General features: G+C 59.5%; 20 protein-coding genes. 9 read left to right on the forward strand and 11 right to left on the reverse strand.

The window, feature by feature from the left end; all coding sequences use genetic code 11:
• Positions 1-1,509, forward strand: coding sequence for a tripartite tricarboxylate transporter permease (locus AC4PTT_RS20440; RefSeq protein ID WP_206545008.1), 1,509 nt, complete (start codon positions 1-3; stop codon positions 1,507-1,509).
• 39 nt (positions 1,510-1,548) lie between these two features.
• Here the strand turns inward: AC4PTT_RS20440 and AC4PTT_RS20445 are convergent, their stop codons facing one another.
• Positions 1,549-2,763 (reverse strand): ROK family transcriptional regulator, encoded by a 1,215-nt coding sequence (locus AC4PTT_RS20445; protein ID WP_206552925.1) that lies wholly within the window; start codon positions 2,761-2,763, stop codon positions 1,549-1,551.
• A gap of 170 nt (positions 2,764-2,933) precedes the next feature.
• On the opposite strand from AC4PTT_RS20445, the gene AC4PTT_RS20450 reads away from it, so the two are divergent.
• From AC4PTT_RS20450 to AC4PTT_RS20475, 6 genes are all read left to right on the forward strand, one after another.
• Positions 2,934-4,175, forward strand: a complete 1,242-nt coding sequence (locus AC4PTT_RS20450) for an extracellular solute-binding protein (RefSeq protein WP_492162886.1) — start codon at positions 2,934-2,936, stop codon at positions 4,173-4,175.
• Between the two features lie 77 nt (positions 4,176-4,252).
• Positions 4,253-5,137 (forward strand): carbohydrate ABC transporter permease, encoded by an 885-nt coding sequence (locus tag AC4PTT_RS20455; RefSeq protein ID WP_113156715.1) that lies wholly within the window; start codon positions 4,253-4,255, stop codon positions 5,135-5,137.
• The gene (locus AC4PTT_RS20460; protein ID WP_113156714.1) at positions 5,137-5,982 is read left to right on the forward strand and encodes a carbohydrate ABC transporter permease; all 846 of its coding nucleotides are present in this window, start codon (positions 5,137-5,139) and stop codon (positions 5,980-5,982) included. The genes AC4PTT_RS20455 and AC4PTT_RS20460 overlap by 1 nt, the downstream gene beginning before the upstream one ends.
• A complete protein-coding gene (locus AC4PTT_RS20465) occupies positions 5,979-6,998 on the forward strand; it encodes an SIS domain-containing protein (RefSeq protein ID WP_492162887.1) in 1,020 nt (339 codons plus the stop codon). The genes AC4PTT_RS20460 and AC4PTT_RS20465 overlap by 4 nt, the downstream gene beginning before the upstream one ends.
• A complete protein-coding gene (locus tag AC4PTT_RS20470) occupies positions 6,998-7,933 on the forward strand; it encodes a carbohydrate kinase family protein (RefSeq protein WP_492162888.1) in 936 nt (311 codons plus the stop codon). The genes AC4PTT_RS20465 and AC4PTT_RS20470 overlap by 1 nt, the downstream gene beginning before the upstream one ends.
• Positions 7,930-9,003, forward strand: a complete 1,074-nt coding sequence (locus AC4PTT_RS20475; RefSeq protein WP_283801286.1) for an ABC transporter ATP-binding protein — start codon at positions 7,930-7,932, stop codon at positions 9,001-9,003. The genes AC4PTT_RS20470 and AC4PTT_RS20475 overlap by 4 nt, the downstream gene beginning before the upstream one ends.
• 84 nt (positions 9,004-9,087) lie before the next feature.
• Here the strand turns inward: AC4PTT_RS20475 and AC4PTT_RS20480 are convergent, their stop codons facing one another.
• The 4 genes from AC4PTT_RS20480 to AC4PTT_RS20495 are packed head-to-tail and all read right to left on the reverse strand — an operon-like array spanning position 9,088 to position 14,445.
• Positions 9,088-11,370 (reverse strand): glycosyltransferase family 4 protein, encoded by a 2,283-nt coding sequence (locus tag AC4PTT_RS20480; RefSeq protein ID WP_492162889.1) that lies wholly within the window; start codon positions 11,368-11,370, stop codon positions 9,088-9,090.
• Between the two features lie 8 nt (positions 11,371-11,378).
• Complete coding sequence (locus AC4PTT_RS20485; protein ID WP_412033296.1) at positions 11,379-12,134, reverse strand: ABC transporter ATP-binding protein; 756 nt, start codon at positions 12,132-12,134, stop codon at positions 11,379-11,381.
• Positions 12,135-12,144: 10 nt separating this feature from the next.
• Positions 12,145-12,936, reverse strand: coding sequence for an ABC transporter permease (locus tag AC4PTT_RS20490; RefSeq protein ID WP_297562153.1), 792 nt, complete (start codon positions 12,934-12,936; stop codon positions 12,145-12,147).
• 30 nt (positions 12,937-12,966) lie between these two features.
• On the reverse strand, positions 12,967-14,445 hold the full coding sequence (locus tag AC4PTT_RS20495; RefSeq protein WP_492162890.1) for a glycosyltransferase: 1,479 nt from the start codon (positions 14,443-14,445) through the stop codon (positions 12,967-12,969).
• Between the two features lie 638 nt (positions 14,446-15,083).
• Between AC4PTT_RS20495 and AC4PTT_RS20500 the strand changes: the two genes are divergently transcribed.
• Positions 15,084-15,257: a hypothetical protein gene (locus AC4PTT_RS20500; protein ID WP_492162919.1), complete on the forward strand. Its 174-nt coding sequence runs from the start codon at positions 15,084-15,086 to the stop codon at positions 15,255-15,257.
• Between the two features lie 272 nt (positions 15,258-15,529).
• On the opposite strand, the gene AC4PTT_RS20505 is transcribed toward AC4PTT_RS20500, so the two are convergent.
• From AC4PTT_RS20505 to AC4PTT_RS20530, 6 genes are all read right to left on the reverse strand, one after another.
• The gene (locus AC4PTT_RS20505; RefSeq protein ID WP_492162891.1) at positions 15,530-16,561 is read right to left on the reverse strand and encodes a sugar phosphate isomerase/epimerase family protein; all 1,032 of its coding nucleotides are present in this window, start codon (positions 16,559-16,561) and stop codon (positions 15,530-15,532) included.
• Positions 16,562-16,622: 61 nt separating this feature from the next.
• The gene (locus AC4PTT_RS20510) at positions 16,623-17,471 is read right to left on the reverse strand and encodes an ABC transporter permease (RefSeq protein WP_492162892.1); all 849 of its coding nucleotides are present in this window, start codon (positions 17,469-17,471) and stop codon (positions 16,623-16,625) included.
• Complete coding sequence (locus AC4PTT_RS20515) at positions 17,468-18,349, reverse strand: ABC transporter permease (RefSeq protein ID WP_206552931.1); 882 nt, start codon at positions 18,347-18,349, stop codon at positions 17,468-17,470. Before AC4PTT_RS20515 ends, AC4PTT_RS20510 begins: the two co-directional genes overlap by 4 nt.
• A complete protein-coding gene (locus tag AC4PTT_RS20520) occupies positions 18,342-19,403 on the reverse strand; it encodes an ABC transporter ATP-binding protein (protein WP_492162893.1) in 1,062 nt (353 codons plus the stop codon). Before AC4PTT_RS20520 ends, AC4PTT_RS20515 begins: the two co-directional genes overlap by 8 nt.
• Before the next feature lie 76 nt (positions 19,404-19,479).
• The gene (locus AC4PTT_RS20525) at positions 19,480-20,604 is read right to left on the reverse strand and encodes an extracellular solute-binding protein (RefSeq protein WP_317561615.1); all 1,125 of its coding nucleotides are present in this window, start codon (positions 20,602-20,604) and stop codon (positions 19,480-19,482) included.
• Positions 20,605-20,894: 290 nt separating this feature from the next.
• Positions 20,895-21,686, reverse strand: a complete 792-nt coding sequence (locus AC4PTT_RS20530) for a UTRA domain-containing protein (protein ID WP_492162894.1) — start codon at positions 21,684-21,686, stop codon at positions 20,895-20,897.
• A gap of 320 nt (positions 21,687-22,006) precedes the next feature.
• On the opposite strand from AC4PTT_RS20530, the gene AC4PTT_RS20535 reads away from it, so the two are divergent.
• A complete protein-coding gene (locus AC4PTT_RS20535; protein ID WP_492162895.1) occupies positions 22,007-23,563 on the forward strand; it encodes an ABC transporter substrate-binding protein in 1,557 nt (518 codons plus the stop codon).

Here is a 23,563-nt window from a genome sequence, read left to right on the forward strand (position 1 = left end):
ATGGAATTTCTTGCACAGGGCTTCAGCCAGGCCTTCTCGTTCGCAAACATCGTTGCGCTGGTCATCGGCACCACGGTCGGCATCATCGTGGGCGTTCTGCCGGGGCTCGGCCCGATGGTGGGCATGGTGGTGCTCCTTCCCTTCACCTTTTCGCTGGAACCGTCCGTGGCGCTCTCGCTTCTGCTCGGCGTGTTCTGCGGCGGCTATTTCGGTGGCGCGGTTCCCGCAATCCTGCTGCGGACCCCGGGCGTCCCCTCCTCCATCGTCACCGCCTTTGACGGGTTTCCGCTCACCGCGCGCGGTGAGGCTCAGACCGCGCTTTCCGCAGCACTCGTGGGTTCCCTCGGCGGCGGCCTCGTCAGCATCGTCATCCTCATCATGCTCGCGCCGCTCCTCTCACACGTGGCCGCAAGCTTCGGACCGCCGGAATATCTGGTCGCAGCGCTTTTCGGCGTCACCCTCGTCGTCGTGTCCTTCCGCGATCAACTGTCACGCGGCCTTCTTCTGCTTGGCGTCGGGCTTTTCCTGTCCACCATCGGCATTGACGGTCCGACACTGAGCGCGCGCTTCACCTTCGGCTTCTGGCCGATGCAGAACGGCTTCGATCTTGTCGCGCTGGTGCTTGGCATCTTCGGCATCGGCCAGTCTCTGCTGCTTCTCGAGCAGGGCATTCTCAAGACGGACCGGCTGGATCTCGGGCGCAACACACTCGATTTTTCGCGCATCATCGGAACGCTGCGCTACTGGCGAACCCTTATCCGCTCCGGCGTTCTGGGAACCTTCATCGGCCTCCTGCCGGGGCCGGGTTCGGTGCTTGCCTCCTTCATCTCCTACGATGTGGCCAAGCGCCGTTCCAGCGACCCCGAAAGTTTCGGCAAGGGAAATCCGGAAGGGTGCGTCGCCTCGGAAGCCGGCAACAATGCCGTGCCCGCAGGCGCGCTGATCCCGCTTCTCACACTCGGCATTCCCGGTGAGGCGCTGAGCGCCGTGCTGCTCGGCATTTTCACGCTCAACGGCATCTATCCAGGGCCCCTGCTCCTCATCAAGGAGCCGGAGCTGATCTCGACGCTCTACTGGTCGATGCTGCTGATCAACGTCGTCGCCTTCGCGATGCTCGCACTCCTGCTGCGCCCCTTCGCCATGATCGTCAAAGTGCCGCCCGCGATCCTCGCGGTCTGCGTGATCGCGGTCTCGCTGATCGGCATCTACGCAGTGAACAGCCGTCTGTTCGATTGCGGTGTGGCGCTTGCAGCCGGCGTGGTGGGCTATGTCCTGCTGCGTCTTGGCTGGCCGGTCGTCGCGCTCATCATGGGCATCGTCATGGGGCCGATCATCGAGGACCGGCTCCGCCAGACGCTGAGCCTGGGAGAAGGCAACCCGCTATTCGTCTTCGGCCGTCCGGTTTCGCTGACCATCATCGCGCTTGGCGTGGCGATTATCGTCCTTCCGATCATCATCAGAAAGTTGCGACGCGACAGCGCCGAAGATGAAGGCCGGGCCTCCTCGTGAACACCACTGAGGCCCTGCTGCCTGACGAATGGATTGCCATCAGTCGACTTTGGGCTGCCCCTTCCAAAGGGCCGAATAGCGCGGATCGAAGGTTCGGCTGATCGGCTCGACGGCCGCCCCCTGAGCAACCGACCACGGATCGGTCCTGCCAAGCTGGAGCCTTGGAACACTGCGCACCCGGTCCGCGACAATAGACGGCAGAAGCGGCTGCATTTCATCGATAAGCCTTGAGACGAGCGACTCGGGCGCGCCGCCGCAAAAGATGATCGTCTCGGGGTCGAAGAGGTTTTCCAGAAGCTGGATGCTGCGCCGCAGGTCTTCGGCAGCGCAGATGACCCATTTTTCCAGTGCGGGATCTCTCGCCTGCACCAGAGCATCCACACGCGCGTAAATATCGGGCAGTGCGGGATCGATCTGCAATGCGCTGTAGAGAGAGGCCAGCGAGGCGCTGTGCTCCAGCGTGGTCTCACCATCCACGCAAGGGGCGAGCGCCATGCCGATCTCGCCCGCATTGCCATTCGCCCCACGGAAGATGTCACCGTTCAGGATAAGGCCCGTACCGATACCGAAGCCAAGAAACAGGCAGACCGCATTGTCCACAGCGTTGGCCGCTCCGACCATGCGCTCGGCAATGGCGGACGCCGCCGCATCGTTCTGGATCTCCGGTGCCAGTCCTGTTTTTTCAGCGAGTTTTTCGCGCAAGGGATAGGACTGCCAGGCCGACATCATCCACTTGTTGTGAGCATTGGCTGACACGCCGAACGGACCCGGCATCGCGACACCAAGCCCGACGATACGCTGGTCCCAGTCCGGAGCGGAAGCGGCAAGTTTCTCGCGCAGGCCATCGATCAGCTTGGAGATGATCTCGACGCCATCCTCGGGCGCTTCGCTGGAAATCGCCGCCTGCGCCCTGAATCTTGGCTGGCCGAGAAAATCCACCATCACGGCTCTGACCACATAGCGATCGATCTGCAGACCGACTGCAAATGCGCCTTCGGGAACAAGCTGATAGGGCGTGAAAGGCTGCCCCCGTCCACGCTTCACGGCGGGCAAAGCCTCGATGAAACCTTCATTGGCGAGCTGCTCGACAATGTTGGACACCGCCTGTTTCGTCAGCGACGTCGCCCTCGCCAGATCGGCGCGTGAGATCGGACCGTTGATGCGCAACGCATCAATGATCACGCGCCGGTTATGCGCGCTTGCCCCATCCTGGTTGGTTCCGGGCGTCGCCCGGATGCTTCGAATCACGTCCATCAGATTTCCCATTGACAGCTCAGACAATAACGACAAATAATTAAGTCAAGGCAACTGATTTAATCGATCAGCAACACCGGACGTTCGAAGCCGGCGTCGCACAAAGCGACAGACAAGGAGGCCCCGGGCCCAAACCCCGGGGGTTGGAACTGCAAATGGAGGAGACACAAATGCTGAAGATTACCCGCAGAACTCTGCTCGCGACCGCTCTGGCCGGCGCATGCTTCGTGCCGCAGGCCCATGCCGAGACCACGCTCAATGCCCTGTTCATGGCGCAGGCCGCTTACAGCGAGAGCGATGTCCGCGAGATGACGGAGCGCTTCACTGAAGCCAATCCCGACATCAAGGTGAACCTGGAATTCGTCCCCTATGAGGGCCTGCATGACAAGACCGTGCTCGCTCAGGGTTCCGGCGGCGGCTACGATATCGTTCTGTTCGACGTGATCTGGCCGGCCGAATACGCAACCAATGGCGTCCTTGTCGATGTCAGCGACCGCATCACCGGCGCGATGAAGGACGAGGTTCTTCCCGGCGCATGGACCACGGTTCAGTATCAGGACAAGTACTACGGCATGCCGTGGATTCTGGACACGAAGTACCTCTTCTACAACAAGGAAATGCTCGAGAAGGCCGGCATCGCAAACCCGCCAACCACCTGGGACGAGCTGGCCGAGCAGGCTAAAATCCTGAAAGAGAAAGGCATCGTTGAGCACCCGATCGCATGGAGCTGGGCGCAGGCCGAAGCCGCGATCTGCGACTACACCACGCTGGTCAGCGCCTATGACGGCGCGTTTCTCGATGCAGAAGGCAAGCCTGCCTTCCAGAGCGGGGGCGGCCTGAGCGCGCTCGAATACATGGCAAACAGCTATGAGAGCGGTCTCACCAACCCCAACTCGAAGGAATTCCTGGAAGAGGACGTGCGCAACGTGTTCCAGAACGGCGAAGCCGCATTCGCCCTGAACTGGACCTATATGTACAACCTCGCCAACAGCTCCGAGGACAGCAAGGTTGCCGGCAAGGTCGGCGTTGTCGCCGCGCCGGGCATTGAGGGCAAGAGCGAGGTTTCCGCCGTGAACGGCTCCATGGGCCTCGGCATACCGGCCACCAGCGAGAATGTCGACGAAGCATGGGAATACATCGTCTACATGACCTCGCAGGACGTTCAGGACAAATATGCGAAGGGGAGCCTGCCGATCTGGGCCTCGTCCTATGAAGACGAAGCCGTGACCAGCGGACAGGAAGAGCTTATCGCTGCTGCCGGCAAGGGTCTCGCCGCGATGTATCCGCGTCCCACGACGCCGCGCTATCAGGAACTCTCCGCTGCGCTTCAGCAGGCCATTCAGGAAACGCTGCTCGGTCAGTCTTCCGCGGAAGACGCCCTGCAGTCCGCTGTTGAGAACAGCGGCCTGTAAGCCTCTCCGGGCCGGGCGGGGCCAAGCGCCCCGCCCCCTTTCATGTATCTGAATATCTCGAACGCTGGAGGTGCACCGTGTCTGGCACCCGCCTGACCATGCGCGCGTGGCTTATGATGCTGCCGCTGCTGGTGGTCATGACCGCTATTGTCGGTTGGCCGCTTCTCGATACGCTGCGCCTGTCCTTCACCGATGCCCGGCTCGTGGGCACTGGCGGTGACTGGGTGGGGTTGGACAATTACGCCCGGATGCTCTCAAGCAGCCGGTTTCTCGACACGCTCTCCACGACCACCATTTTCGCCGTCGTTTCAGTGACGCTTGAAATGGTGCTCGGCGTGCTGACCGCGCTCCTGCTGAACCAGGCCTTCTATGGCCGCACACTGCTGCGCGCGCTGCTCATCCTGCCCTGGGCGCTGCCGACGGTGGTGAACGCCACGCTGTGGCGTCTGATCTACAATCCGCAATATGGCGCATTGAACGCGCTGGTTACCCAGCTCGGGCTTACCACCGACTACCAGTCCTGGCTCGGGCAACCGGCCTCCGCTCTGACCGCGCTCATCATCGCCGATGCCTGGAAGAATTTCCCGCTCGTTGCGCTGATTGCCCTTGCCGCACTTCAGATGGTGCCGCGCGAGATCACCTCCGCCTCGCTGGTTGATGGCGCAGGTCCCTTCTCCCGGTTTCGCCATGTGACGCTGCCTTATCTGGTCGGACCGCTCATGGTCGCGCTCGTGCTGCGCACCATCGAGGCCTTCAAGGTGTTCGACATCATCTGGGTCATGACGCGCGGTGGACCGGCAAACAGCACGCGCACCCTGTCCATTCTCGTCTATCAGGAAGCCTTCTCGTTCCAGCGCGCGGGCTCAGGCGCCTCACTGGCGCTGATCATCGCGCTCCTCGTCACCGTTCTGGCAGGCGTCTACACCATGTTGATCCGCAAAGCGGCAGGGAGTTCGTCATAATGGAACACCGCAGCCTGCCCTTCACGCTCTTCATCTATGCGACCGCGCTTCTGCTCGCCGCCGTCATCCTCGCGCCCTTGTTCTGGCTCATGATCATGAGCGTATCGCCTGCCACGCAGCTCACTGCAAAGCCATTGCAGTGGTGGCCGGAAACCTTCGACTGGTCGCGCTATCAGTTTCTTCTTTCCACCGTTGAAAACAGCGCCGGCGCGGCCTTCGTCGCCTCCCTGTTCAACAGTCTGAAAGTCGCCACCATGGCCACCCTTGTGGCGCTGGCGGTATCCGTTCCCGCCGCATGGGCCGTGTCGCGTACGCCAGCCGTCGGCTGGTCGCTTTCCATGGTCATCCTCACCTACATGCTGCCGCCCGTCGCGCTGTCCGTCCCCCTGTTCATGGGGCTTGCGAAACTGCAGCTTCTCAATTCGGTGTTCGGTCTGGCGCTCGTCTATCTCTCGATCCTTGCACCATTCACGACCTGGCTTCTCAAATCCGGCTTCGATGGCATCCCGCGCGAGCTTGAGGCGGCCGCCATGATGGATGGCGCAAACCTGTTTCAGACGCTGCGCATCATCACTCTGCCACTGGCGACGCCCGTCATCGCCACTTCCGCGCTGTTCGCATTCCTTCTGGCATGGGACGAGTTCTTCTACGCACTGCTCTTCACATCCGATCTGCGCGCCAAGACCCTGACGGTCGCCATCGCGGATCTGGCGGGCGGACGTGTCTCCGATTACGGGCTGATCGCCACCGCCGGCGTACTCGCGGCCCTGCCGCCGGTCCTTATCGGCGCGCTTCTTCAGCGGGCGCTCATTTCCGGCCTCACCAGCGGGGGTGTGAAGGGATGAACAGGCAGCCACGCCCACAGGGTGCTCTCGCCATCGATGCCGAGATGGCGCGGCAACACCCGGACGCCCGCGCCACATTCACGGCAAACCACAGCATGGCAATGCAGATCGCCGCTTCGCTCAAGAAGTCCGGAAAGCTGTTGATGCTTGGCATGGGCGCATCGCACGCCGTCGCCAGAATGGTCGAACCGCTTTACCGGGAGGCGGGCATCGAGGCGCTGTCGCTTCCGCTATCGGAACAGCTCGGCCAGCCGCTGCCAATCGCCGGGCGCACCATCCTGCTTGCCTCGCAATCGGGTGAGAGTGCGGAAATACTCCGCTGGCTCGAAGAAAGCCCTGCCTGCGACAGCGATGTGTTCGGCCTCACCCTTGCAGAGAACTCCACGCTTGCCGCACATGCGCCTTCCATGGTCGGAGCCGGAGGCGTGGAAACCGCCTTCGCGGCCACCCGCAGCCTGACGGTCACGCTGGCCATGCACATGGCCGTTCTCGATGCGATGGGCGTTGATGTCTCGGCAGCCCAGAACGTCCTGCAATCACCGCAAGCCGCGCCCGTTTCAGCGCTCGTGAATGCCTTCGATCAGGTGCAGTCCATCGTTGTTTCCGGTCGCACGCTGCAGGGCGCAGCCGAAGCGCTCGCGCTGGGGCTGACGGAACTCTCCCGCCTGCCCTGCTTCGCTCTCGAAGGCGGGCAATTGCGCCATGGTCCCATGGAAATGCTTGGCCCCGACGTTGGCGTCGTACTCTTCAAGGCCGAAGACGCCACTGCTTCGCTTGTTGATCGCATGGCGCGCTCTGCTGCCGAGGCAGGCTCGCCTGTCATCCTGTTCGATGCGTCTTCAGCCCCTCTCCGGCATCCCCGCGTCACAGTGCTGTCGGCCGGAGCCCATTCCGGGCTCGCAGCCATCTTCGCGCTGCTACCGCTCGCCCAGACATTCATGCTCGAACTCGCAGTCGCCCGGGTCAGCGACGCTGGAACACCCGTTCGCTCTTCGAAGATCACAAGGAGCGAGTGATGTTGCCGCTTGCAGTCATCGGCAATGTGAATGTCGACCTCATCCTTGGCCCCGCGCCCGCATGGCCTCAGGCCGGCACCGAAATCCTCGTCGACCATGATGAACTTCGGGTCGGCGGGTCGGCAGGCAACACCAGTCTCGCCTGGCAGGCGCTCAAGATCCCGCACCAGATATCCGCAACCGTCGGTTCCGACGACTATGGTGACTGGCTTCGCAAGTCATTCGGCCAGTTGGGCAAAGACTGGCCCACATGCGAGGGCAGCACGACACTTTCAGTCGGCATCACGCATCCCAACAATGAGCGCACCTTCTTCACCACACACGGGCACCTGCCCCACATGTCCATACAGGACGTGCTGGCAAGCCTCGACATTAAGGCGCTCAAGGGCGGGATCGCTCTCCTTTGTGGCTCTTTTCTTACCAACCGCCTCACCGACGACTACGCACACTTCTTCGAGATCGCGCAGAAAAACGGCATTCAGGTCGCGCTCGACACGGGCTGGCCGGTGGGCGGCTGGACCGCGGAAAACCGTGCGAGAGCCCGCCAGTGGCTGGGTGCCTGCGACTATGTCCTGTCCAGCGAAAACGAGGTCGCCAGCCTCTCGGGCCAATCTGAGCAACACGATGCCGCGCGCGCCGTGAAAGCCATGATGAAGCCCCACGCGACGCTGATCGTGAAGCTCGGGCCACTGGGCGCGCTCGGCCTCAGCGCCGAAGACGGGATCGTGAGGGTTCCAGCCCCCAGCGTTGAGGTGATCGACACCATCGGTGCGGGTGATGTCTTCAATGCAGGTTTTCTGGCCGCCTGCGCACAGCACGCGCCGCTGGAGCACTGCCTTGCAACAGGCGTGGCAATCGCTTCGCAGGCGATCTCCACCGCCCCCCGCCATTATGATTTTCAGCTTGAAACAGCCTTGAGGGAGACTTCGCCATGAGCGAACTCGAAATCGTCGACATCCGCAAGAATTACGGCAGTGTGGAGACCCTGAAGGGCATTGACATCAGCCTGGAGAGCGGTGATTTCCTTGTGCTTCTCGGCGCTTCGGGCTGCGGCAAATCCACCCTGCTCAACATGATTGCGGGACTTGCCGATCCGACTGCCGGCGACATACGCATCGAGGACCGCTCGGTTCTGGGCGTTGCGCCGAAGAACCGCGACATCGCGATGGTGTTCCAGTCCTATGCGCTTTATCCAAACCTGACCGTCGCGCGCAATATCGGGTTCGGTCTGGAAATGCGCGGTGTGGCGAAAGAAGAGCGCGCCGCCGCCGTTCAGGAGGCCGCGCGCCTGCTCAAGATCGAAAACCTGCTGGACCGGAAACCCGGTCAGCTTTCCGGTGGCCAGCGCCAGCGTGTCGCGATCGGGCGCGCGCTTGTCCGCAAGCCGAAAGTCTTCCTGTTCGATGAACCGCTTTCCAATCTGGACGCCAAGTTGCGCATGGAAATGCGCGCCGAATTGAAGCGGCTGCACGCCATGCTCAAGACCACGGTGGTCTATGTCACCCATGACCAGATCGAAGCCATGACGCTCGCAACCAAGGTTGCCCTGATGCGCAACGGCCGTGTCGAGCAGTTCGGAACCCCGGCGGAAATCTACAACACGCCCGCGACCAGATATGTCGCCGAGTTCGTCGGCTCACCGCCCATGAACATGCTTCCTGCCCGTGTTGCCGGGAACAGGGCAATTGTGGAAGGCACGGACACCGCCTTCGATCTTCCCGCAACATCTTCCGGCCTTCTGGAAGAAAACCAGCCCATTATCATCGGCATTCGCCCTGAAGCGCTTCATATGGCGGAAAATGCCGAGGAGGCCACCCTCGCGCCACGCACCGAAATTGCAGAGATGACAGGCCCGGAAGTGGTTGTCTCCGGCTTGCTTGGCGAACACAAGGTGGTCGCAACCCTGCCCCCCGCTCTCGACACGCCGACGGGCGCGCTCCTACCTCTGAAGGTCGCGCCGGATGCGCTGCACATCTTCGATGCGGACGGGCGCAGGGTCGGGTGATCGTGTCGTTTTATGGCTCAGGAAACAGCCATTTCCACCACGGCGGCAGGATGCGGGAACACACCTCTCTTCAAACGTTCCCGATCACTGCTCATATAATGCCCTGAGAAGCTGTTCACGCTTCTCCCTGAACATCCGTTGATAGGTCTCACGGCTTCTGCCCAGAAGCTCGGAAATTTCATCGCGGTGCGCCAAAACCAGATCAATTCGATCACTGATTGCAGAGGGATCATCTACGCGCGGCTCGACCAGAAACTCAGCCAGGCGCGAAGACACGCCGGAATACACATCACCAGCCGGCCCCACGATACAAGGCACACCCGAGGCCCAGCTCTCCAGAGCGATCATGGGAGAACACTCGGTATTGGTCACGTAGAGGTTCAAATCCTGCTGAGCAATGAGCTGCAAAAAATTGGCGCGGGGCATGTGCGAATGGTAGTTTACCGCCTGAAGGCGCAGGTCCAGGTTACCCAGTTCGCCTTTGTGCAGATTGGTATTCAAAACCACATCCGGCCTGCCAGCGACTGCTAACAACTGCACATTGGGGTTCTTGTACCAAGAGCTGATGGCAGAAAACAGTCCGATATGCACACCACTTTCTCTGTGCAATCCGGTCCGTGCTGTAATTGGCAGATCCGGGATCGGGTTGAAGACGTCCCAGGCCTGGATGCCCATTCTCTCCAGAGAGCGATGCAATCCCGGCTTGACGGTCACCATGCCCTGAACAACGCCGTCCCTGTAGGCTTCGTGCCATATTTCAAAGTGCGCGGCCTGACCTGGTTCAACCCACTGAGCTGGCGAACCATGCCACATGAAGAACTGCCGCATGGCGGGGTTAATCTGATGCAGGCGACGCGCCAGGCTTCGGTGCAGTAAAGACCCCCCGCTGTAAACCACTGGCACCTGCTGCTTTTCTGCGAGCAGTTTAGCCAGGCTCTCCAGATAGGCGTGTCCCTCTACTTCAGGATATTCGGAATCGAAATACGGGTACCGAACAACCTGCTGGCCGAACATTGCTTCTGTCGATGCAGCCACGCCTTTCCACATAGGGGCGTAGATGGTCAGCGGCTGGTCATCCGGCCAATCGTCCAGCAATCGCTGATAGGCCCGACCGATGCGCAGGTAGTCGGGTGTACCCTGCTGGTTACCGCCGTGCAGAACCCGGTTATAAGTTCCTGCGAACTTTGGAGATATGCCGTTCAACACCTGAACCAGTCCGAGGGGCTTCGCCACACGGACGCCTGTTCGCAACACGGTGACCAGAGCGCGCCGCCTCCTGCTGCCAGCTACGGCCCTTGCCAGAACCTGCTTGCGAACCACGCCCTGGACCTGATGTCGTTCATATGCCTGGTTCAGAAAAGCCACCCATTGGCTCAACAGGGTACTGGCGGGACCGAAATGAACATTAAAGGCGTTCCAGTTAGCCTGTTGCAACTGACGTAGCTTGTCCGGGTTCTTGCAGAGCTGGATCAGGGCCTCGGCAAAGGCATCGGAACGGCGGGGGCATATAAACGGCTTCTGAACTTCTGGCAGGACATCAGTGGCGATCCCCACCGGCGTAGTAACCACAGCACAAGCCTTTGCCATCGCCTCAATGAGGGACAAGGGAGTTCCCTCTTTCTCGGAGGCAATAAGAAGGACATCCGTTTTAGCCAACGCATCAAGGATGGTCTGGTGGGGAACTTTCTTTTTTGCGGAATCGAAACAGACAAATTCAACATCGGGACACTGTTCCCGGACCCGCTCAAGCGCCGGATTGATAATGGTCTCCAGGCCCTTGTAGTCAAAATGACCGGCATACTCACCCCATTTTGAGTTACCCGACCACAGGACACGCAGGCCTTTCCCAGGGGTTTTTAACGGGAGCGTTGGCTGTGTAGAAATCGCTGGCCAGTCGAAGATCACGCCATCGGGCGTTTGAACCAGAGGATCCCGTGAATACACGTCAAAGAGATCCCGACATGTGGTGAAATACCCGTCAATGAAATTGAATAGATCAGCACGCGAGGCCAGCTCAAAGCTGCCAGAATACAGATAGTCGGGGATATGGGTGGTGAAAGCACGGCGACAGAAAGCCAGGAAGCCGTCGCTGTGACCCGCAGTGGTCTTCAGGATCAGATCCAGATGCTCACGAAAGAAGAAGTGAACCAGGTCCGCACTGCCATCATTAATGTGGCGGACCAGCGCATTCGGATCATCAAAATCTTCCCAATAGACGATGTCACATGCATCCAGCAGCGGTGCGAGACGCATTTGCATGGATCGCGCAATCGTGTCGAATGCCCAGCCGCGGATATCAACCACGAATGTCACACGTCGCGGCTTGAGCGCAACTTCCGGCCGCGTTGCTGAGTGCGGATCAGCCATGAAGCTCATCATTTCTGCTCTAGGTAATTTGCGTAGGCATTCAGCCCTTCGGCGACGTCACCCACGAACTCCAGACGCCCGCGCTCGAGCCATATGACCTTATTGCACATATCCGAGATGACAGCTCCCGAATGCGATGCGATGAACACGATGTTCGCCTTGTCCTGAAAGGACCTCAAACGCGCGTTGGCTTTCTCCAGAAAGGCCGCGTCCCCGACACCGATAACCTCATCGAGCAGAAGCAGTTCCGCCTCTACCGCGGTAGAAATTGCAAATGCCAGGCGGATACGCATACCTGAGGAATATGTGCGGATCGGCAAATGCAGATAATCACCAAGGCCGGTGAAATCGGCTATTTCGGCTGTCTTCTCCTGAACTTCGCTAAGCGACATGCCCAGCAGCATTCCGCGCAGCCGTATGTTCTGGTAGCCGGACATGGTGTCATCCATTCCCAACCCCATTTCCAGAAGCGCCACGGCTTTGCCTTCGACCTGCAGTTGGCCGGCCGAAGGCTCGTATATGCCAGCCAATACACGTAGCAGGGTGGATTTGCCCGAGCCGTTGGAGCCGATCAGACCAACGCGATCACCGTCTGAAAACTCGAAACTGACCCCCTGCAGGGCTCGTACGACAGTGATGCCGTTCTCGGTGGCGCCAATGCGTCCAGAGGTCAGCTTGCCGAGCATCTGCATCTTCATAGATCTAGCGCCCAGTTCATAAACGGGCATTTCAACGACCAGATCCTGTGCTTTAACGTGTGACATCTGTCAGCCTCTAAACCCAGTATGGAATGCGTGCACGGTATTTGCCGTGCATGAAGAGACACAGAAGCGACCCCACCAGCGCCATGCTTAAACAGACCGCCCAACTAAGCGCGGGCGCGGAGCCGCCCAGCAATGGCGCACGCACCACTTCGATCAGGTGCGCAAAGGGGTTCAGGTCGATCAGCCAGGGGTATTTTCCCAACATGTCACGCTTGAACAGTATCGGGGTCACATAGAAGATCACCTGGATAATGCTGGCCACAATCTGCGGCAGGTCTCGAAAGCGGGCGCACAACAAAGCCAACAGAGCCGTGGTCCACAAAAGGTTCCACGTGACCAGAAGGAAGCCAAGAAAAAAGAATGGCAAATTCTGGAGAAAATTGACCTTAAAAATGATCAGGACCAGCACCACAATTACAAAATTGTGCGCCAGAATAATCATGTTTCGCCACAAATTTTGGAAAATAAAAACCCCGCGTGGCAAGGGCACCTGTTTCAGATAGGCACCAGCTCCAATGTATGCGTTGCACCCATCATTGATGGTCGTTGAGATATACGCCCAGAACACAAACCCGATGGCGAGCAGAGGCAGATAGTCCCGGATATCAGCTTTGAACAGGGTCCCGTAGACCAATCCAAGCGCTGCTACGAGAACCGCCATACTTATGGTGAGCCAAAACGGCCCAATTCGCGAACGCGCGTAGCGTTGACGGATTTCTACCCACCCCAGCAAAAGCCATAGGTTTCTGGACTGCACACTTTGTACCAGATCCCGATAACCGATATTAAAAGCACCAAGCATTCTTTAATCCAAAACAGCGAACGCCTGTCCCTAACGGACCGTACGTCGCAGACATACTGCATAAATGCCTGTCCTCAGACCAACGGACAGAAGGCGGACTGGAATCCGGACAGCCAGGTTCCTGATAAACTCGGGAAAACCGATGAAGCCCGAGGTCAGGAATTTGCGCTGAACGTCATATTCCGCCCGTGCATAACGCCATCCACCCCGGCGCATCACCATACTGCGCCCGGCCCGCACCCAGACCGTGGATTCGGCCATGTTGTCCAGACAGGCTCCCTGCTGCAGCAGGCGCACCCACAAGGCATAGTCCTCGAAGCAAGCGTCACCTTGATAATTTCCGGCTGCCAAGACCCTGTCTTTTCGGAACATGACTGCCATATGGTTGAGCGGATTTCTCCGCCTAGCATAGACAGCCAAAGCATGGCTCCCACAAGGCACCGACTTCAGCAATCTATTCGTTTCCCCGGGGCTTTCTCTGAACTCTTCCACCGGTGAACTGAAAGCGTCAACGTGAGGGTTCTCCGCAATAAACGCCAGTTGGCGTTCAAAGCGGTCCGGCATACAGATATCGTCGGCATCGAAACGCGCCACCCAATTGTAGCGGCAATGCTCCAGCCCTACCGCCAGCGCCTCCCCCAAGCCCCTGTTCTCCGACAGATGCACCAGCCTCAAGGGCAGACGGTGAGAAAAGGAGGCAATTGCTGCGATTAGTGGTTCGGGAGCCGGTCCATCCAGCACCAGAACCAGATCATCAGGCAAAACACTATTGTCGCAGATGCTTTGCAGTGCTTGCCGGCAATGCTCGGGAGCATCCCCCTGGCAAGTCGACATCAGCAAGCTGAACCGAAGATTTTCGCCTTCCCTTGCGTCTGCATTGTTGTCTATTCTTTTGGCTGGCTTTTCCTTTCTACCAGGAGCTATGCGTCGCTGATCCTCGCCATCTGGAATTACGATTGGCGCATCAAGTGCGCGCGAGCCCCTGTCCTGAACTTTGAAATGCTCCATGAGGAAACGAAACGGAAGCGCTGGTTGAGCAGACTGCACGCCTCTGCCCTCCACTTCTGCGTGTTGAAAGACAGCGTCGGTATTCCGAACTTTCTGTCGCTGAGCGGAGAAGAAGCAGAGAGGTTTTTGTGGGCGAAGAGGGCGCTTGTCATCGGCGAAACCACCATCCCGATAGTTCCGCCCTTCCATCTTGTCGTCCCTAGCAAGACGGAGCTGATGAGTACACTTAGAGAGAGAGGCAGCGCTCGCCCCCCAGAAAAGTGCCCAACAATTGACGAGCCTGTCTGGCAGCACTTCATTGAAAACGCGCGTGAAGATCAATCGGCGCTTCTGAACGAACAGAATGCTGAGAAAACTCTTATCTTGTATGGCGTTAACAGGGTTAGTCCGTGGCTTTTCGCCAACGCTGATGCCCGCATACTCGTACCGGTGGGGCATTTCACGAGTCTGGCGACGCTTTCTCTCTGGCGTTGACCAGATCAACACGCCTTTTCCCTTCATGGGCAATAACTTTCCATTAAATTATCCGCCACGCTGGGGCTGTTGCCCTCAAACTCTGGGGCGGATGTGAAGCTAAAATGGCACTGATGTGCGGCTTAAATGACAGTGATGTGAGGCTTAAATGACAACTTGATTACAGCGCGTAGATGACAATTTGATGACACATCCCGGCGTCATTCTGAACAGCCTCCAGCTTGGCGGAGCCCCTCGGATCAGTCCGATCATTCGTCGTCCTAATGCGTAAGAAATGATCAGAATTGGTAGGAGGTTTCCGAAATACAACCAGTGTGCATTGAGAGCGAATTCGGCATGTAGAAAGTGTCGTTTAGGGGAACTTGCGGCATGACTGGTATCTGGGGCCCGGACGCTCGGACGAAAACTGGGGACTCAAGCAGGGGCGCTCACTACACCTGTGCGCTGACGGCATACCAATTGTTGACCACGGCGCTTGTTCCCACCGTTGCTATTGCCGGTGATGCTCTACCTTCAGGTGGAGATTTCACTGCCGACAATGGGACAATATCGGCAAGCGGTTCGCGTATGGATATAAGCCAGACGACTGAATCCGGTATCATTAACTGGAGTGATTTCTCCGCCGGATCGACGGTAACGTCACCGCGAACGGCAGTGTTTTCCTTATTAATCCACCAGGCGTCGTCGTGGGCAACGGCGGCATGGTCGCAACGGGCGGCTCGTTCGTCGCCTCCACGCATGACGTCACGGATGCGGATTTCCTCAACGACGGCAGCCTGACCTTATCCGGCACAAGCGAGGCGGAAGTGGTGAATGCCGGCACGATCCGTTCGCAGTAGTTTGATATCGCCCTGATCGCCCGACGGGTCGAAAACAGCGGCAGACTGGAAGCGCCGAAGGGCACCGCCGGGCTTGCTGCCGGCTACGAGGTCCTGTTGAAGGACGTCGCGGATGCGGACGGGCTTTTGTCGGTGGCGCTCGGCGGCCCTGACACAGAAGCTGTCAACTCCGGCACCATTGCAGCCGCCAATGCCGAGATTCGCGCCAATGGCGGCAGAGTGATTATAGCGTCAACGCGCAGGTGCTGAACTCTCTGAACCTCCTGATCGCCTTACCATTCCACGCAGCGGCCATTTGCAGGTCCGGCGTTCTGCTGCAGATGTCCCGTCCCGAGCGGTGCACGATCCGTATCCGCAAGAGCCAAGGCCGCTTGATCGGAAGTATCCGCTATCTCTTGTATTCGCGAACCCGCGAGGGTTGCCAGAGACCTGGCCCTTGCCAGGCATTCCCTCGCCGCATGGAAGTAGCGGGGGTTGAGTTCAATCACGAACATTGCGTCCTTTGGGTATACGCACTGTGTCATCAGTTCTGCCCAAGGGATGTCTCCCCAACCGATAGGCAGATGCAGGTCCCCCAGCCCAAGCGCGAGTTGTTCGCTAAAGGTATAGGTCCACATGCCCTCCTGTCGCCCGAAACAGTCGTGGAGATGCAGATGACGCGTCTGAGGCGCGAGGGTCGCGCACTCGCTGACGAGATCGGATCTGCGATTTTCTGCGTCGAGCTTGAGATAGCTGTGTCCGAAATCAAGCGTGGCGCAGATATTCGGGTGTGCAATCGCCTCCAGTTCGGCGGCGAGCTGGCTGGGGCGCGGCGTGTGCTTCCACTCATCATGTTCATACAGCGTTTCAACACAGATATGCAGATCACGCTCCCGAGCCAGATCACCGGCACGGAAGAGCCACTCTCTTTGCCGGTCATAGGCGTTCTGCCAGAGCGTTGGAGTGCTCTCCATGGTCATCCCGGCATGAAGAACATAGTGCTTCGCCCCCAGCTCGGCGGCGATGTCGAGTGAGGCTTCAAGCAACTGAAAATGCAACGGCAGACGATCGGGCGTGTCCATGAAGTTCAACGCAAGCGGTCCATGCACTGAATAGGGGAGATCACGGCCGCCGCAGATATCAAGCAAGGTCTTCATTTGCGGTCGGCGGATCCTGCCGCCGACAATCAGGTCGAAATCAAACGCAGATAGTTCGACGAAGTCCACGCCCAGTTCCTGAAGCTCGTCCAGCTCCTTACCCAGATCAGAAAGGTCGCCGTCTCGCGTGCGGCTCGACATGCCGACGTTGAATTGATGTTTTTCCAATTTAGAGCCCCTGCTTTCAGGATGTGAGGTATCGCGTAGCGGACGTGGCGTCTCCCGCCCCTTATGCGCGCGCGAAGGTCTTTATGCGCTTGAGCTCCCACAGGACCGCGCCGAGAAGAGCCGCCAGCATCATGACCAGTCCGAGGGCGTTGATCACGGGTGTCAGCCCCGTGCGGACTTTCGTCGCGATGAAAACCGTAAGCGGTGTTTCCGTTCCCCGGACGAACAGCGTGGTGTTGTAATTCTCGAAGGACTGCAGGAAGGCGAGGCAACAGGCAGCCAGTATGGCAGGGCGCAAATACGGAAGCAGGATACGGCGCAACACCATCAGGCGCGACGCACCCAGACCGAGGGCCGCATCTTCCATAGTTCGGTCGAACCGCTGTAACTGGGCAGCGATCATCAGCATGACGAAGGAGCTGATGAAGCTTGCCTGCGCCAGAATGGTCAGGAAGTATCCCCCGTTCACACCAATCTGTCGCCAGAACAGGAGTGTGGAGATCCCGATCACGATTCCCGGAATGAGCATCGGCGACACCATCAGGCCGTAGATGAAACCGCGCGCACGCCCGTGCAGACTGTTGAGAACCAGTGCGGAGGCGATGCCAATCGGCAGCGAAACCAGTATGACGCCGCCAGCAATGATGCCGGAACTGATCAGGGCATCGCCGATTTCTCCGTCATGAAAGAGCGCCTGAAGCCATTTCAGGGTGGCTCCCTGCCAGGGGCTCACTGTCGGAAAGTTACTGTCGTTGAAGGCGGCACCCCCGAGGATCAGGAGCGGGCCAAGCAGGAACCCGGCAAAGGCGAGGAGGTAGAGGCGCGATGCTACTTGGCCAAGCCGTGCGAGAATACGCCTGAGCACTCCCGTCTGCGCATGTATGGGCGAGACTGTCACGTCATTTGTCATTTGATTGCGCTCGTCAGGTTCACGCGGAACAAAGCCAGAAGCCCGAGAACCACTGTCAGACACATTGCCATCAGCGCCACGCCATAGGCAGCTCCGCGGTTCCAGTTGCCGATTTCAAAGAACCACTCGTAGACGAGCTGGGTGAACCAGCGGCTGCCCGGAGCGCCCAGCAGTGCGGGAGCCACATAGCTGCCAGCGGCCATCATGAAAACGAAGACACAGCCGGTTGCGATGCCGACCTTGGCGTGAGGCAGAACGATCCGCCAGTGGATGCGCCAGGTGGACGAGCCCAGATTGCGCGCGGCGTTGATCTGATCCCGGTCCAGTGTGCAAATGGCGTTGTAGATCGGAAAGAGCATGAACAGGATGTAGGCGTAGGCCATACCGGCCACGACGCCGCCATCGCCATACCAGCGCTGCGGCTCATCAAGCAATCCTAGCCACATCAGGGCAGCATTCAGCGGACCGGAAAAGGCGAGGATGATGTACCAGGCCAGCCCGCGGAGAACCTCGTTCATCAGATATGGGACCAGCATCAGCACCAGCATCAACCGCATCTGCCATTGCCGGGCCACATGCGCGAGCCAGTAGGCGATGGGGTAGCAAAGCAGAAGCGTTGTGAAGGTCACCAGCGCACTGGACCAGATCGTCTTGAAGAAGATCCAGCCATGGTTCGGATGGTTCAGGAGGTAGGCGAAGTTGTCCAGAACGTACACATCTTCCGGTCCGCCTCGCAGGGCCGGTGGCAGACGCGGGGTCAGGGAAGCGTTGACCATGTAGATACCGGGGACAAGCACCAGCCCAGCCAGCCAGAGCAGGACGAGGGCCAGAAAGATGCCACCCAGTGTTTTGCCGAAGCGCTGGAAGATCTCACTCATTGGGCAGAATGATCGCATCTTGCGCAGAAAAACCGGCACGGAAGGAAGTCCCGGAAGCGGGCGCGGTTGACAGGCTTTGCTGGGAAATTGTCAGAGAGACAGGGCACCGTGAAAGGCTGCCACTCAACACGGCATGGGCGGTGGCAAATGCACCCTCGAAGTCATACCGCTCGATGGTCAGCGTCAGACCGTTATCGTGGCCGCCGCCGCCGATGTGGATTGCCTCTGGACGCACGTAAAGCCGGGCCTGATCGCCCTTGCGCAGACCGGGCGTACTGCATCCTGCAAACGACCCTTCGGGGCACTCGAGAACAGCAGTCCCTCTTTCTATTTGCGAAACGCGACCCGAGAGCACATTCGCCTCTCCTACAAACTGGGCGACGAACTGTGTTTTCGGTCGGCTGTAAAGTTCGTGCGGGGTACCGACCTGCTGCAGCGTTCCGGCGTTCATGACGGCGACGCGGTCCGACATGGCCAGCGCCTCGGACTGATCGTGGGTGATGTAGAAGAAGGTAACGCCCGTGCTCTTCTGCAGAGAGCGTAGTTCTGCCCGCATATGCTGGCGCAGCTTCAGATCAAGGGCCGACAGAGGTTCGTCGAGCAGAAGTACCTTGGGCTGAATGGCAAGGGCCCGCGCGATGGCGACCCGTTGACGCTGACCACCGGACAGCTCACCTGGCAGGCGTTCGCCATGATCCGGCAAGGCAATCAGGTCGAGAAGCTCCTGCGCCCTGCGTCGGCGTTCCTTCTTTCCGATACCCCGTGCTTCCAGGCCGAAAGCGATGTTTTCCCAGACCGTCATGAACGGGAAAAGCGCCAGCGACTGGAATATCATCGCTGTCTCGCGCATGTTTTGCGGGACGCCAGCCATGTCGTTGCCATTGATGAATATTCGTCCGGCCGTCGGCTTGAGAATGCCGGAGATCAGCCGCAGCAATGTCGTCTTGCCGCAACCGGACGGGCCCAGGATCGAGAAGAACTCACCCTGCTGAACATCGAGCGACAGCGGTTTGACGGCATGGGTGGCGCCGAACCGCATTTCGACATTCTGCATGCTGACGGCGCTTGCTGCTGGAGTGGACACCCCGGGCAGGGTGCCCGAAGTGTCCAACTTTTCAACGATTGGCATGTCAGGCACTGAGGAACTTGTCCTGGTACTCGCCCCGGATTTCAACGAACCAGTTCTCCTGAACCGGCCACCACCAGAGATTGTCGATTGCATCTTCGGGGTAGGCATTCTGGAAGAAGGTCTTCATTTCCTGCGGCAGGAAGGCATCGGCGCCCTTGGCCGTGGTGTTGACCCGGGCATGGCTGGCGTACATTGCACCGGCTTCAGGGGTCAGCATCCAGTTGATAAAGGCGTAGGCCTGTTCGACATTCTCGGAGCCGAGCGGGAGCGAGATGCCCTCCATCCACGACAGAGCGCCTTCGCGCGGCGCGAGATAGGAGATTGGCAGCCCCTCGTCCTTGAGGCCTGCGGCGGTCGAGTCCCACGTCTGCCCCAGAATGCAGCCATTTGTGCGGAATGCACCCTGGGCTTCATTCTGGTTGCTCCAGAACTGGGCGATCGTAGCCTTGCGTGCGATGGCCTCGGCGAGGATCACGTCGTAGTTCGCCCGCATCGCGTCGGCGTCCTTGAAGCTGTCGAGGAAGGGACGCGGCAGCTTTCCTTCCCGCTCCAGCCACAGTGCGAGACCGACCAGGGCGGAATGCCCCCGCACGGTAACTTTGCCGGCCAACTCCGGCTGCCAAAGGTCGGCATAGGATGCAGAGCCATATTCCAGCGGCAGCTTTTCGGTGTCGAACGTCAGCGCTTCGGTGCCCCAGTCGGTGGGGACCTGATACCGCTTGCCATCAACAACCGCGCCAAGGGTTTCGGAACTCTTGATGGCGCTGTCGATGCAGCGGTCCCACTCAACTCGACTTTCATCGATAGGCTGGATCAGGCCATCCTCGACGTAGTTCGGCACCCGATCGAGCGCGGGCCAGATCGCGTCAAAACCGGAGCCCTGGTTGACGCGCATCATGCTGAGGATTTCCTCATTGGTGCCGTAGGGGGTGTAGGTCGTCTTGATGCCCGTCGCCTTTTCGAATGCGTCCAGCATTTCCGGAGAAATATATCCAGCCCAGGCGGCGAGACGCAGCTCTCCCGAGCTTGCGCGGGCCCAGGAGCCACGGGCGATGAAGGGGGCAGCAAGCGCAGCCGAAGAAGCGCCACGCAGGATCGCTCTGCGGCTAAAGGGGCGAGAAAGCATTTGGGGGAGCTCCGTTGTTATCGGTAAATCAGCAGCATTAGATATGCCGGCTCCCCATCTCCGATTTCGACGACGGATGCGTGATCCTTTGATGACGGTTCGATGAATTTTGCTGTCAATGATCGTGTTGCTGGCAGTCAGACTGGGTCGGCCCCGCTAATTTGCTTTAGGCTCTATAGGGAAGCGGGACAGGAGCGGCCCACCCCTGTCTTTTGATCGCACCGAACCGGAACTTCCCGGGTGTCTGGCTCAGGCGGCGGAAGGTGTCGATCACGTTGAAGATAAACAGCTTACGACGCCGGTGATCCAGCCAGAGTGAGCGGTGCGGTGTCGTACTGCGCCTTGAGTCTGGTCATGTCGCCGGCGTACCAGGCCATGCCATAGGACACCGCCGCGCCATTGGCGTGGATCACGCGTTCGATGTTCATGACTGCAGCGCCGGGGGCGAGCGCGAGCCGGTCTGACAGCGTCTCGTCGACTAGCGCAGAACCGATTTCCACACCGCCCGAACGCCACGGCAGATGGTCGATCAGCCAGTCGCCGGGCGGTGTGGTCTCAAAATCCACGGACCGGGCTTCTGGCAACAGGTCCAGATTGATCAGACGCTCTTCATAGCAATAGATCCGGCCCCCGATATGGTGCCGGCAGCGGACGGCGAGCACATTGTCGCGGTCGTCCTGCTGCGTGCGCAGATGCGTGCAATCATCCGCATCTGCCTCGCGCTCCACCTGGTCGATGAACTCATAGCGATAGGGCTGTCCCATCTGCTCGGCAACGCTGGCCGGGTCGAGGATCTGCAGGATAATCGAATGCGCCATGGGACGCCGGACGAAACTGCCGGCGCGCTTGCGCGTCTCGATCAGCCCCTTCTGCGCCAGAAGCATGAGCACCTTGGAAACGGTGATGCGCGAACAGGCGTAGTGCTCGCTCAACTCCTTCTCGGTCGGGATGCGATAGCCGGTGTGCCACTGTCCTGAAAGGATGCGGGTTTCCAGATCCGTCTGGATCTTCTCATGCAGCGTGACGCGTCGTCCCGCGCCATTCTTCGCTCGCTTTGTCGGCGTGTTTTCGAGCTTGCCCATGCCCCAGCCTTAGTTCCCCCTTCCGGCCTTGTCGAGGGTGCGAGAGCGCCCTTTCGCAATAATGCATATGCATATTGCGAAAACCGCGTTTCGAGTCTAACGTCAAACCGGAGACAGGATCAGAGGACGTTGTCGGAAACGGTGAGGGGCGATACCGGCTCGACATTGTTGCTCTAAAGGCAGGCCGCCGAAACGGCAGCCGCCAGGCAGCGACGACGCTCAACTGGATGAACAGGAATTTGCGGCAGACCGGACCGGCTCTGCCGACGATATCTCTTTGCCTGAACATATCGGGCAGCTTGAATGAGGGGAGTGAGTACATGCCTATCGATCTGAAGAAAGCACTCGGCGCGACGACGCTGGCCACCGCCATTCTGGCCGGATCCGGCAGCGCCATGGCGGCCGATCTGCGCGTCAACATCGCAGCCGATCCGTCCATGATCGACCCGATCACCTATTCGGAGCTGATCGCCGGGCAGGTGATCTCGAACATGTATGAGAGCTTCACCGCCATCGATGCGGACGGACAGGTGATCCCCGCGCTGGCGGAAAGCTGGGAACCGCTGGAAGGCAATCTCGGCTTCCGCTTCAAGCTGCGTGAAGGCGTGAAATTCCACTCCGGCCGTGAGTTCACGGCAGAAGATGTGAAGTTCTCCTTTGAAGAGCTTCTGCGCCCCGGCAACAAGGCGGGCCTCAACGCGCCCTATCTGGATGTCGTGGTCGGCGCAGACGCCATGAAGGATGGAAGCGCCGACACGCTTTCCGGCGTCACCGTGGTGGACGATTACACGGTTGAAGTAGCCTTTACGCGACCCGACGTGCTGTTTCCGATCTATCCGATCTACCTGTTCGACAGCGGCATTGTCGAAGAGGCAGGCCCTGAATGGTACAACAAGGTTTCCGCCGGAACGGGCGCATTCAAGTTCGAAAACTGGAGCCGCGGCCAGAAGGTCGAACTGGCGGCCCATGCCGATTACTGGGGTGGCGCGCCTGCCATCGATGGCGTCGAGTTCGTGGTGATCCCCTCGCCGGAAACAGCCATGGCCATGTTCGAGACCGGCGATCTGGACGTGATGGTCGTGGACGGACCGAGCATGCGCCGCGTGCTGGGCAATCCCGAACTGAAGGAGCGCGCCATCACGGCGGCGCGCGCGCAGGTTCGCTACCTCGCCATGAATTCCGATCTCTATGAGCCCTTCAAGGACAAGCGGGTGCGCGAGGCCGTCTGCCGCTCGCTCGATCAGGACGCGATGATCGCCGGCCTTTACAGCGGGGCAGCCAAGCCGCTCTACGGCCAGGTGACGGAAGGTGTCGCCGGCTACAATCCGGACCTGCCCAAGATCGAATACGACCCGGAAAAGGCCAAGGCGCTTCTCGCCGAGGCCGGCTATCCGAATGGCGAGGGCCTGCCGCCGGTCAAGCTGAGCACGACCGAGCCCAACAAGAACCAGCACCTCTATTTCGCAAGCCAGCTCCAAGAAGTTTTGAACATGCCGGTGGATGTCGAGCTGGTGGAGCGCGGCACGCATCTGAAGTCGATCAATTCCGGGCAGACGCCCTTCTTCGCATGGGGCTGGAGCGCGGGTTATCCCGACGGCCTCTATTTCCTGTCGCAGCTCTGGTACTCCGACAGCCCCTATAACCGTGGCTGGAAGAATGCCGAGTTCGACGCGCTGATCGACAAGGCATCGATGACGGCGGACAACAAGGAACGCTACGCGATCTACCATGAAGCCGAAGGCATGCTGATGGACGACTGGGGCACCTGCCCGCTTCCGGTCTCCACCCTGATGGCGACGGTGCGCGACGGCGTTTCCGGTGTCGCCATCCAGCCCTTCGGCCTGGTGCCGTTCGCGGATGTAACCATCGCGGAATAG

This window comes from Nitratireductor sp. WH36-1 (assembly GCF_058725515.1).